Raw genomic sequence first — 12,039 nt, forward strand, 5'->3', positions numbered from 1 at the left:
AAAGTTCAATCTATTCTAATAAATATCCTGTAACCTCTTCTAAATAATCATTTAAACTTTCAGGAGTTTCAGCATAAGCGCTAAAAACAGAAATAGCCCTAACATTATTTAAAGCACCATTAAATGAAAAGTTCAAAACTTCATCAGTAACTCTAGAATCTTCAATCATTAATTCAATAAACTTGATTAAAAATTCCATTTCATATTTACCTCTAAATATTTTTGTAGTATCGCTATTTTTAAATTCTTCAATTTTAAGATTTAAAATTTCTTGAGAAATTTCAGGCGCATTTAAAAACTTATCTCTCAAATCTTGAAAACTATAACTTTGTATAATTTCATTAATTGAAATTTGAATCAATCCTTTGTGTAATTTATCGTTAAGTTGAACTCCTGTTTGAATATTATCATTGTTTCTAATATTTATCAAACAAGCGTACCAAGCATTGAATAATAAAATTGCTGAATGAAACTCTTTTTGTCTATTTATATAAATATCAGAATATTTTTCAAATAAAGTACTTGTTGTTTCTGATAAATGAAATTCATTACTCAAAATTTCTTTAAAAACAGATATGGAAACATATAAATTCTCAATAGAATAACAAGGAGTTTCATATATAGGAGGATTTTGCAAGTACAAAGTTTCATTGAAATCTCTATCGATAAAAAAAGCTTTTTTATATTTCTTATAAACTTCTTGATTTTTTATCAATTTGTAAACCTCTAATACTTTTGATCTTCCTCCACATTTTATAGGATGAAAATTGGCAGTGTATTTTTTAATTCTTGGAACATAATAAGGGTTATCTTTACCTTCAAAAAAACAAAATAAATGATTTGGTAATTTTGCTGTAGATGTCATAAATTCAGTATAAGCTACTACAGGTTCCGTAATGCTTTTTCTCATTTGCTCAACTCCTAAACTCATTTTGAAATATTTTTTGAAAGTGAGAAATATTCATTTAAACCAACAGCATATTTATTCAATTCATTATCAAAAATGAAAGGTGAATGCGTAACTGCTAATAAAAAATTACATTTTAGAGAATTTACAATATCTGGCAATAATTCTTTTTGCCAAAGCATACTCAATGATAATTCTGGCTCGTCAAATAAAATAATAAAACGATTTTCTTCTGGTGAGAGGTAAATTTTGGAAAAGATAGAAATAATTTGTTTTTCTCCAGAGGAAAGGTTTTTTAGTTCAATTTTCTCATTAGTTATTTTAGATTTTATAAAAATTTTTATATTACTTTCATCATAAAAAATTTCTTTATTTACAAGGTATTTGTTGCATACATCTCTAAATATCTTTATTAATTTATCCAAAGGCTTTTGTTTTTCGTAACTTTCAACTAGCTTATTAAGTAAATGAACTGATAATTGGTTGTTTACTTTTTTTTCAATTACAATGGTTTTGATAGATGTTTTTTGAACATCTGACAACAAAGGACCAACTCTTGATAATATCAAATTAATATCCTCTTCGCTCGTTTTTTCAAGAAAATTCTTCTCAAGAACATTATCATCTATAACAATATTTAATACATCCTTAGTAAATTGTGTCAATCCTTCTTTTAATAATCTATCAATTTTAGATTCTAATTTTTTAAATTCTTTGTCAACATCTTCCATTCCAAATTGAATCAAAGTTGTTTCTTCCTCCAAAAACTCATCGTCATTATATCCTAAATTATGTAAATCTTCTTCAACTCTTCGGTAAGTTGGAAAATACAAAATTTCTGATTTTTCCAATACTTTTTTAATTTTTGAATCAGATTCTTTGAAATTAGAATTAGATCTAAACTGTTTATCAAACTCTTCAAAATATCTAAATAATCTGTGAATTGGATATTTCCTAAATTTTGGATTTGCTTCAAGAATTCTCTCTAATTCATAAGATTTTCTTTTGTTTTGACTAAATTTTTTATTGAAAGACTCAAATTGAGCATAACCAAATTCTTTAATAAATTCTCTTATCTCAGGTTCTTTATAAAGTCCTTCAATTGACTTTTTAACTTCATCTTTTTTTATTTCAATTTCATCATTCTCAAATACAATAACTAATTTTTCAAAATTAAAATCATTTAATCTTAAAAAATTTCTTGTAAGGGTATAATACAGTAAATTTAGTATTTGTGTTTTTCCTAAACCATTTTCACCAATAAGAATTTTTTTGTTTTCATCAAATATGATATTAATATCGTTTGTGCCGAACAATCCTTCAACTCTAAAACTCTTTATATAATTATTTTTCATTGCTTTTAATTTAAAAAAAATTAATTTCTAATTTACCAAATCTAATCATTTACAAATTTACAGTTTAAAACTATATATACTAATTTAGTTTGTTCTAAGTATTTTAATTTCATAAAAGCTTCGTTGTAAATCATCATCAATTTTTATAAACTCTAGAATGTGTGAAAAACTAATTATGCTTAAAAACAGACTAGTGTTTTATAGGGAAATAGATTTAACTTTTTTTTCCATAATCTACTAACTCAAATTGTTCAGTCGCTGACTGAATAATTGTAAAAATTTGATTTTCAGACCAAACGAATTCTTCAGGTAATAACTGAACAATTGATGGATAAGTTTGAAAAAACTTCTTAAAAGTATGTAAAGAAGTAAAAGACATGCCTTTTATCTTTTCTTCTTTTAATCTTTCAGCAATATTTTTATATAATTTATCTCCATATTCTGCTCTTTCTTGACCTTTTTGTTCTATTTTAAACAAGTACATTCCGATAATCCAATTTCGTAAAGTGTAGGCATAATTAACCTGCTTATTAGCATAATCGCTGAAATAAGAATGAATATTTTCAATTTGACCTGATATATTTTCTAGGTTTTGCACTAACTTATTATTAATCGTTTTATAAACTTAATTTTTATTTTTTAAACTGTTTTCTAAATAATCAATTTCTTTTTTTAATTTCTCTAGTCTTAATAAATTCTTTTCTGTTTTCTTCTTTTTATCAATATTATCAAATAATTTCTTTTTCCATTTAAGTTGAATTTCCTCAAATGGTGTTGTTTTGGATTTATCAATATTTAAAATTATTTTGTCTAATTTATCAGCTTCATCATCAGCATCCTCTGGATAACCATAAAAAGTAATTTCATTTAAAAAATAACCTATAATATCTTGAAAAGTAAATTCTTTTACTCCATTAAAAAAAGTTTTTTTTGTTACTTTTCGATTTTCATCCCACAAATTTCCAAATTCAATGTATTGATATATTATTTTCTTGTTTATTTTAAACTTTGCATCCTTAATTTCATTTAAATTAACAAATGATAACGAATACGAATCTTTTTCAAACTCTACTTTGCCATTAACTTGAGCATATTGTGAAATTTCAAATTTAGGTTTTCCAAACTCTTTTATATTTTCAACTTCTCCTACCCAAGAAAATTCTAATTTAGAAATTTTTGATTTATTATCATTTAATGATTCTAAATTCATCTCTTCATAGTAAAGATGTAAATTATATCCTTTGGTAAATGATTGAAATAAAAAATCAACCTCTGTTTCATGTTTTTTTAAAATATTCATTAAATCTTCAACAGTAAAATCGTTATCAATTTTAGGAAATGCATTTAAATAATAGGAAATAGATTTATCTATTACAATAAATTTCTTTTTACTTTTAGTAAATAAACCTTCTTTTTTTAAATAAATAAAATCCATTTTTATCTAGATTCTGAAATTAATTTTGTTAAATCTTCTTTACTTGGCAAAACAGTTTTGTATTTGCTAGCAAAAATTTGTTCGTTATTATCCGGTAATGTGTATTCTACAACTAAATCGCTTTTATTTTGACAAATTACATTTCCGATGGTTTTATTTTCTCCTTCCAATCGCATTTCTCTGTCATAATAGTTAACATACATTTGCATTTGTCCTAAATCTTGGTGCTTTAATTCGCCAATTTTTAAATCAATTAAAACAAAACTTCTTAAAACTCGATTGTAAAAAACTAAATCAATCCTAAAATGCTTATCATCAAATGTTATTCGCTGTTGACGCGCTACAAATGCAAATCCGTGTCCTAATTCTAAAAGAAAATTCTCTAATTTATTGATTATTTCCTGCTCTAATTCTGATTCTGAATAGTGATGTAATTCTGGTAATCCTAAAAATTCTAAAATGTATGGATCTTTAATAATATATTTGGATTTCTCTATTATTTGTCCTTTTTCAGATAGTTTTAAAATGCCTTCTTTATCTCTACTCAACGACAATCTTGTATATAATGCCGAATCGTATTGACGTTTTAATTCTCTTACACTCCAATTGTATTTTTCTGATTCAATTTCATAGAAACTTCTTTCTTTTTCATCATCAATACGCATAAGAATGATATAATGTGTCCAAGTAAGTTTGAAAAACGAAATCAGTGATTGCGCTTTTGCATTATCTAATTTAGTTGTTAAAAGTATTGAGTCATCTAAATTAGAATTCGTCATCAGTGATGACGAATTTAATATATCCAAAATCCTCATCACTGATGACGAATTTGAATATATTCTAAAAAATTTTCTCATTCTGTCTAAACTTTCTACAGAAAATCCTTTCCCAAACTCATTCGTCAATTGCTTTGAAAGTCCTTTTAAAATTTGCTTGCCATATTCTGCTCGTTCTTTTCCATTTTGTTCTTCTTCTACAATCATTCTTCCTATTTCAAAATAGGTAAAAGTCATAGTTGAATTTACAGTACGCAAAACTTGTTGTCGTGCATTTTGCAATAACACAACTACTTGTTGAAATAATTCTTTATTTTGAAGTTCTTTTGACAAATTTTTAATTTTTAATTCTTCTCAATTACGTCCAATTCTACTTTCAAATTATTGATAATAAAAACTTGTCTATCTGGTGTGTTTTTTCCCATATAAAATTCCAGCAACTTTTCAATTGAAGTCGCTTTGTCCAACATAACTGGATCTAATCGAATATCTGCACCAATAAAATGCTTAAATTCATCTGGAGAAATTTCTCCCAAACCTTTAAATCGAGTAATTTCTGGTTTTGGTTTTAACTTTTCAATGGCATCAACTCGCTCTTTATCAGAATAGCAATAAATAGTTTCTTTTTTATTTCTTACTCTAAATAATGGTGTTTGCAAAATATACAAATGTCCATCTTTTATTAATTCTGGAAAAAACTGCAAGAAAAAAGTAATCAATAACAATCGAATATGCATTCCATCAACATCGGCATCAGTTGCAATTACAATGTTGTTGTAACGCAAGTCTTCCATTGATTCTTCTATGTCTAATGCTGCTTGAAGCAAATTAAACTCTTCGTTTTCATACACGATTTTCTTAGACATTCCATAAGAATTCAAAGGTTTTCCTCGCAAACTAAAAACGGCTTGTGTATTTACATCGCGTGATTTTGTTATAGAACCTGAGGCAGAATCGCCTTCGGTAATAAAAAGTGTACTTTCTAGATATCTTGGGTTTTTAATATCTGACAAATGCACTCTGCAATCGCGTAATTTTTTATTGTGTAAACTCGATTTTTTAGCTCTGTCTTTGGCTAATTTTCTAATGCCAGAAAGTTCTTTTCGTTCACGTTCTGCTTGCAAAATTTTACGCAAAAGTAAGTCGGCAACTTCTGGATTTTTATGTAAAAAATTATCTAGTTTAGTAGTAATAAAATCGTGAATAAATGTACGAACTGTTGGTCCTTTTGGTCCGATGTCTGTAGATCCTAATTTGGTTTTAGTTTGACTTTCAAAAACTGGCTCTTCAACTCTAACAGAAACCGCAGAAACAATAGATTTTCTAATATCCGAAGCTTCAAAACCTTTATTATAATACTCACGAATGGTTTTTACAATAGCTTCACGAAATGCATTTAAATGCGTTCCACCTTGTGTAGTGTTTTGACCGTTTACAAACGAATGATATTCTTCTGAATATTGTGATTTACTGTGTGTTAAAGCAATTTCAATATCATCGCCAAGCAAATGTATAATTGGGTAAACCGAATCTTCTTCAGTTATTGTTTCTTCTAATAAATCTTTTAATCCATTGTCTGAATAGTATTTTTCGCCATTATAATATATTGATAATCCAGTATTTAGATAACAATAATTCTTGAGCATTTTAATGACATACTCATTTCTATATTTATAATTTTTAAAAATTAATTCGTCAGCAACGAAAGATACTTTAGTTCCTTTTCGCTTGGTACTTTCTTGAAGTTCTTCATCGAGAGTTAAATTTCCTGCCGAAAATTCAGCTGCTTTTTGTTGGTTATCACGAACCGATTCTACACGAAAATAATTAGACAAAGCATTTACAGCTTTGGTACCAACTCCATTTAATCCTACCGATTTTTTAAACGCTTTAGAATCGTATTTTCCACCAGTATTCATTTTAGAAACTACGTCAATAACTTTACCTAGCGGAATTCCACGACCATAATCGCGAACTGTTACCATTTTGTCTTTTATGGTTACTTCTATAGTTTTTCCTGCGCCCATTACGAACTCATCAATACAATTGTCGAGTACTTCCTTTAATAAAATATAAATTCCATCATCTGGAGACGAACCATCGCCGAGTTTACCAATGTACATTCCAGGACGTAATCTTATGTGTTCTTTCCAGTCTAATGAACGAATATTATCGTCGTTATATTGATCTTGTTCTTGCATTTTAAAACTATCGAATTTGTGCTAATATAGTGAATCTAGTCAGATTTAAAAACAGGTTTTTGAGAAGTTATTAAGAATGTTTTTGACAATTTTAAGTAGGATTTTAAAAGTTGAGAAATAACTAAATCAAATACATAATCCGCCATTTTTTGCTTTTTTTATTAAAAATGGTAGATTATGTATGTTATTTATTTCCATATTTAAAAATAATTTGTACTTTTGGCAAAAGATTTAGATTATGGAATTAATAGGAAGATTTAACGAAAAAAAACTTTTACAAGAAATTGTTGGCCATGATAAACCAGCATTTATTGCAGTTTATGGCAGAAGAAGAGTTGGAAAAACCTACTTGATAAAAGAATATTTTAAAAATAATTTTACATTTTATACTACTGGTTTAGCCAATAGAAATACAAATTCGCAATTAATTAATTTTGGACTTGCGTTAAATCAATCTTTTAATAATGATTTTGAAACACCTAAAAATTGGCTTGAAGCATTTTATCTTTTAAAAAATCAATTAGAAAAAAAGAAAAGTAAACGAGTTATTTTTCTAGACGAATTGCCTTGGTTTGACACTAAAAAATCGGAATTTATTTCAGGATTAGAGTGGTTTTGGAACAGCTGGGCAAGTTCTCAAGAAAATTTAAAACTTATTGTTTGTGGTTCATCTGCTTCGTGGATGCTAAATAAATTAATTGCCAATCGTGGCGGATTACACAATAGAGTTACTCATAGAATGAAAATTGAACCTTTTACATTGTATGAAACAGAGCTTTTTTTAGAAAGTAAAAACATAAAACTAGATCGATACCAAATTGCCAATTTATATATGGTTATGGGAGGAATTCCGTATTATTTAGAACAAATAAATAAAGGTTTAAGTGCCACGCAAAATATTGAAAAAATATGTTTTGATAAAGATGGATTATTACGAAGCGAGTTTAACTATGTGTTTTCATCATTATTTACGAATGCTGATGTACATGAAAAAATTATACGATCTATTTTTGAATTAGGAGCAAGAGCAACAAGAGAAGAGATTTTAAAACAAATGAACATTGCTTCTAGCGGAGAAATTTCTAAAAAAATTAAAGAATTAGAAGAAAGTGGATTTGTTAAATCTTATGTTCCATTTGGTGCAAATAAAGCCAAAAAAATATATGCAATTAGTGATTATTATACTTTATTTTATTTAAAATTTATAGAAAATTCTAAAAATAGTTCTTGGCAAAACAAAAGCAACAATCCAGAAGTTATAAGTTGGAGTGGATTAGCATTTGAACAACTATGTTGGGATCATACTAAAAGTATAAAAAAAGCATTAGGAATTGAAGGTGTTTATAGTGAAACTACAATTTGGAATAAAAAAGGAACTACAGAAAATAAAGGAACTCAAATAGATTTAATTATTGACAGAAAAGATAGAATTATTAATTTATTTGAGATAAAATATTCTATAAATCAATATGAAATTACTAAAAGTTATGATGAAGTTTTACGAAATAAACTAGCTTCTTTTACAGCATTTACCAAAACTAGAAAAACTGTTTTCTTGACTATGATTACTACATTTGGATTAGTAAAAAATAAATACTCTGGTTCTATAATTACAAATGAAATAGACTTAAATCAATTATTTTTAGAATAACATAATTCGCCATTTTTTACTTTTTTTGTTAAAAATGGCGAATTATGTTTTAGGTTTGATTTACGAAGTTGGATGTACGAGGTTTAAAATAAACTATTTACTGATAATGATAGAAAATACCCGAATCGGTTACTGTCCAAAAAGCTGCTTTTTGATTTGCACTTTTTAATGCATTATTTGCCCAAGAATTACAAGTATGAAATAAATTATACTTTCCTTTAGCTTCATAAAAACTATCATTTTTTCCGTAGGTTGTAGATGGAATAAATATTGGATTTTGGTTTTTGCCAAACTGAAAACTATCTTCTATGTAAGTAACTAAATCTTTATAATTTTCTTTCGAAATAATAATTTTTACACAATCGTTATTTTCTTTAATAGATTTATAAAAAGTGGTATGTATTGCAGAATTTCCTAATGCAAATGCGGCATTAAAAGCGGTACTTGCCTTTAAATCTGACCATTCTGGAGTGTCTAAATAAAAACCTTTGTCACCCCAACCAAAAGCTAAATATTTTGCAGTTGTATCTTTAGATTTAGTGTTTTCAAACATAATTTGTGAACTCCAGTTTTTAATTTCATTTTTTACTGGGACAATAATATCTGTATGAACTCCATTAGTTTTTATATAAATTGTTACGTCTTTAGATTGGTTTTCGGCATCAGAATTGACTGTTATTTTTGAAAATAAAAAGGCACAAAGAAAATAAATAAATAGAAATAATAAAATTCCTAAAAAAAGTTTTTTAAAAATTACGAAACTCTTATTTATAATTTTCATTTCTTAACTTTTGTAAATTTAGAATCAAACCCAAAATCTTTAACCTCACTAAATTTCTTAAATTCTGTTCTTGATGGTGATATTACAAAAGACAATGAATCAATCATTTTTGAAGGAATTTTAGTAATTGAATCCATTCTTTTTAAATCATTATCTGAATAAAAATATTTTATAGTTAACTGATTCTTGCTCAAACTGATGAGCTTGATTTTCCAGAAAATAGAATCTTTTTCGTTTAATGTTAAGTTTCCGTTTATTCTTTTTGCTTTTTGAGTCTTTGAAAATATGAAAAGTGTATCAATATCTTTATAAGACAATTCTACTGAATCTCCTATCTTCTTACAGTCAAAAACATCTTTAGTGTCTTTAGAAATATATTTTCCATTTTCAAAATAAAAATCTTGCTTTAAAGAATCTAATTTAGTTTTATGACACATAAATTTAGTTTTACTTTCTGTAAAAATTAAATTTTTATTAATGTTAAGATAAGTGGAATCAGAATTAATATATACTCCTTGAAATTTATTTGGGATTGAACTCAATTCAGAATCGTTTATTGGTTGTGGATTTTCGAAATAGAAATTATTTCCAAAAGGTTCGGATTCGGAATTAAATTCTTTGCACGAAATGACTGTTATTATTACAACAATTAGTAAGGTTATTTTTTTCATTGGATTGATTGGTTTATTTTTTCAATTCAAATGCTGTGCCAAAAAAATTAACATACTTTTAAAAAAATGTGTAACTGTTTAAGACTGTTGTTTCGCCCCAGATTGAAACGAAAAGCATTTTCATATTAAATTATATTTTTTCTTGGCGAAAAAGAGCGACCAAAGAAGCTCCTTTTTTGGCTTAGAAAAAAATAATTTAATAGAAAATCTTGAAGTGTAAAGCTGGAAAAGGCACAAAAAAAATCTGCTAAATTATTTAACAGATTTTTTATTCTTAGTATTTTTTCGTATCTAGTATTTCTAATTTTGTACTTTAAAACTACACATTAAAACGGAAATGCATTACATCGCCATCTTTAACAATGTATTCTTTACCTTCTACACGCAGTTTTCCTGCTTCTTTTACTTTGGTTTCACTACCTAAGTTAGAATAATCATCAAAGGCAATCACTTCGGCACGAATAAATCCTTTTTCGAAATCGGTGTGAATTACTCCTGCCGCTTTTGGTGCTGTATCACCAACATTTATTGTCCAAGCTCGAACTTCTTTTACGCCTGCTGTGAAGTAAGTTTGAAGTTTTAATAATTTGTAAGCGGCACGAATTAATACTGCCGAACCTGGTTCTTTTAATCCCATATCTTCTAGAAAAACTTGACGTTCTTCATAGCTTTCCAACTCGGTAATATCTGCTTCTGCGCCAACGGAAAGTATAATAACTTCAGCATCTTCATCTTTTACCAATTCGCGAACTTGATTTACATACTCATTTCCATTTACCGCAGCAGTTTCGTCAACATTACATACATAAAGCACTGGTTTGTTGGTAATTAATTGAAAATCTTCAAGTAAATCTATCTCATCTTGATTTTGAGGTTCTACAGTTCTTGCAGATTTGGCTTGCAATAATGTTTCACGAATTCTATCTAAAAGTGCTTTTTCTACTTGTGCTTCTTTATTTCCTGTTTTGGCTGCACGATTTACTTTTTCTAAACGTTTTTCTACCGTTTCTAAATCTTTTAATTGCAATTCGATATCAATTGTTTCTTTATCCCTAATTGGGTTTACATTGCCATCAACGTGAATGATATTGTCATTATCAAAACATCTCAAAACGTGAATAATTGCATTACACTCGCGAATGTTTCCAAGAAATTGATTTCCTAGACCTTCGCCTTTACTTGCGCCTTTTACCAATCCTGCAATATCAACAATATCGACTGTTGCCATTTGCACACGTTCTGGTTTTACCAATTCTTCGAGTTTGTTTATTCTTGAATCTGGAACGTTAACAACGCCAATATTTGGTTCGATAGTACAAAACGGAAAGTTAGCACTTTGCGCCTTTGCATTAGATAAACAATTAAACAAAGTCGATTTTCCTACGTTTGGTAATCCTACAATTCCTGCTTTCATTATTACGTGTATTATTTTTTTAAAAGTGTGCAAATATAGTTTTATTTAATGATAGTTTAAAGTTTGATGTAATCTCTTGAATAATTTTTATTAACAAATAAAGAATTATCGTACAAATTCAAAACCAATTGTTAATTTTCATATTCTCACATATACAAGTAATCCATTTTTACATAAAATTTTGAACATTTGATAAAAGTATAAACAATTTTACCTAGAAGTTAAGTTAGTGTTAATTTAATTACTACATTCGTTAAACAATAAACCAAAAATTAACAAACCAAAAAAACAATTATGAAAAAATTTACATTAATGTTATTTCTATTAAGTTTCTCGGTGCTTTTCGCACAGAATGAAATAAGTGGAAAAGTTTCTGACAGTTCAGGCACAGGCTTGTCTGGAGTAAACGTAAAAGAAAAAGGTACAACAACAGGTTCATCGACCGATTTCGATGGAAATTACAAAATTAAAGTTTCAGAAAATGCTGTTTTAGTATTCAGCTCAGTAGGATTTGAGAGAGTTGAAAAAAATGCTAGTGAAGGTTCGGTTATCAATGTAACTTTAAATGATGATGGTGGCTCTAAACTTGACGATGTAGTTGTAGTTGGAACAAGAACCGCACCAAGAAGTAACACTACATCTGCATTGCCAGTTGATGTATTAACAGCTAAAGATTTAAATTCGACAGGACAAGCAACATTTGACAAAGCGTTGCAATACAAAATACCATCATTTAACACGGTGCAAACTCCAGTTAATGATGCAACATCTTTACTTGATCCTTACGAAATTCGTAATATGGGACCAAGTAGAACTTTGGTGCTTATAAACGGAAAACGAAAAAATAT

General features: G+C 27.5%; 11 protein-coding genes. 2 read left to right on the forward strand and 9 right to left on the reverse strand.

Translation table 11 applies throughout. The annotated features are described in order from the left end of the window. Positions 1 to 10: 10 nt before the first annotated feature. From ACH2BC_RS08905 to ACH2BC_RS08930, 6 genes are all read right to left on the reverse strand, one after another. Positions 11 to 931, reverse strand: a complete 921-nt coding sequence (locus ACH2BC_RS08905) for a DUF4435 domain-containing protein (RefSeq protein ID WP_395053642.1) — start codon at positions 929 to 931, stop codon at positions 11 to 13. Beyond that, on the reverse strand, positions 928 to 2,262 hold the full coding sequence (locus ACH2BC_RS08910) for an AAA family ATPase (RefSeq protein ID WP_395053643.1): 1,335 nt from the start codon (positions 2,260 to 2,262) through the stop codon (positions 928 to 930). Before ACH2BC_RS08910 ends, ACH2BC_RS08905 begins: the two co-directional genes overlap by 4 nt. Before the next feature lie 214 nt (positions 2,263 to 2,476). Continuing rightward, complete coding sequence (locus ACH2BC_RS08915) at positions 2,477 to 2,860, reverse strand: DUF1016 N-terminal domain-containing protein (RefSeq protein ID WP_395053644.1); 384 nt, start codon at positions 2,858 to 2,860, stop codon at positions 2,477 to 2,479. 27 nt (positions 2,861 to 2,887) lie between these two features. Beyond that, positions 2,888 to 3,697: a hypothetical protein gene (locus ACH2BC_RS08920; protein WP_395053645.1), complete on the reverse strand. Its 810-nt coding sequence runs from the start codon at positions 3,695 to 3,697 to the stop codon at positions 2,888 to 2,890. Positions 3,698 to 3,699: 2 nt separating this feature from the next. Then, a complete protein-coding gene (locus ACH2BC_RS08925) occupies positions 3,700 to 4,806 on the reverse strand; it encodes a YhcG family protein (protein ID WP_395053646.1) in 1,107 nt (368 codons plus the stop codon). Positions 4,807 to 4,817: 11 nt separating this feature from the next. Further along, complete coding sequence (locus ACH2BC_RS08930; protein WP_395053647.1) at positions 4,818 to 6,674, reverse strand: DNA topoisomerase IV subunit B; 1,857 nt, start codon at positions 6,672 to 6,674, stop codon at positions 4,818 to 4,820. Positions 6,675 to 6,912: 238 nt separating this feature from the next. Between ACH2BC_RS08930 and ACH2BC_RS08935 the strand changes: the two genes are divergently transcribed. Beyond that, positions 6,913 to 8,325, forward strand: coding sequence for an ATP-binding protein (locus ACH2BC_RS08935; RefSeq protein WP_395053648.1), 1,413 nt, complete (start codon positions 6,913 to 6,915; stop codon positions 8,323 to 8,325). 97 nt (positions 8,326 to 8,422) lie between these two features. Here ACH2BC_RS08935 and ACH2BC_RS08940 read toward each other — a convergent pair whose 3' ends face one another. The 3 genes from ACH2BC_RS08940 to ychF all read right to left on the reverse strand — a co-directional run bounded on the left by ACH2BC_RS08940 (position 8,423) and on the right by ychF (position 11,191). Beyond that, on the reverse strand, positions 8,423 to 9,106 hold the full coding sequence (locus tag ACH2BC_RS08940; protein ID WP_395053649.1) for a TIGR02117 family protein: 684 nt from the start codon (positions 9,104 to 9,106) through the stop codon (positions 8,423 to 8,425). Further along, on the reverse strand, positions 9,103 to 9,777 hold the full coding sequence (locus tag ACH2BC_RS08945) for a hypothetical protein (protein ID WP_395053650.1): 675 nt from the start codon (positions 9,775 to 9,777) through the stop codon (positions 9,103 to 9,105). Before ACH2BC_RS08945 ends, ACH2BC_RS08940 begins: the two co-directional genes overlap by 4 nt. 319 nt (positions 9,778 to 10,096) lie before the next feature. After that, positions 10,097 to 11,191: a redox-regulated ATPase YchF gene (gene ychF, locus ACH2BC_RS08950; protein WP_395053651.1), complete on the reverse strand. Its 1,095-nt coding sequence runs from the start codon at positions 11,189 to 11,191 to the stop codon at positions 10,097 to 10,099. A 294-nt stretch (positions 11,192 to 11,485) separates the two neighbouring features. Here ychF and ACH2BC_RS08955 point away from each other — a divergent pair. Next, the coding region (locus tag ACH2BC_RS08955) for a carboxypeptidase-like regulatory domain-containing protein (RefSeq protein WP_395053652.1) at positions 11,486 to 12,039 on the forward strand (554 nt) is incomplete at its 3' end.

The sequence above is a fragment of the Flavobacterium sp. genome, from assembly GCF_043760115.1.
Lineage (GTDB): Bacteria > Bacteroidota > Bacteroidia > Flavobacteriales > Flavobacteriaceae > Flavobacterium.

Excerpts from the sequence above, each read along its gene's own strand:
- ACH2BC_RS08945 (WP_395053650.1), bottom strand. The coding sequence starts at position 9,777 with ATGAAAAAAATAACCTTACTAATTGTTGTAATAATAACAGTCATTTCG.
- ACH2BC_RS08920 (WP_395053645.1), bottom strand. The coding sequence starts at position 3,697 with ATGGATTTTATTTATTTAAAAAAAGAAGGTTTATTTACTAAAAGTAAA.
- ychF (WP_395053651.1), bottom strand. The coding sequence starts at position 11,191 with ATGAAAGCAGGAATTGTAGGATTACCAAACGTAGGAAAATCGACTTTG.
- ACH2BC_RS08905 (WP_395053642.1), bottom strand. The coding sequence starts at position 931 with ATGAGTTTAGGAGTTGAGCAAATGAGAAAAAGCATTACGGAACCTGTA.
- ACH2BC_RS08930 (WP_395053647.1), bottom strand. The coding sequence starts at position 6,674 with ATGCAAGAACAAGATCAATATAACGACGATAATATTCGTTCATTAGAC.
- ACH2BC_RS08935 (WP_395053648.1), top strand. The coding sequence starts at position 6,913 with ATGGAATTAATAGGAAGATTTAACGAAAAAAAACTTTTACAAGAAATT.
- ACH2BC_RS08940 (WP_395053649.1), bottom strand. The coding sequence starts at position 9,106 with ATGAAAATTATAAATAAGAGTTTCGTAATTTTTAAAAAACTTTTTTTA.
- ACH2BC_RS08910 (WP_395053643.1), bottom strand. The coding sequence starts at position 2,262 with ATGAAAAATAATTATATAAAGAGTTTTAGAGTTGAAGGATTGTTCGGC.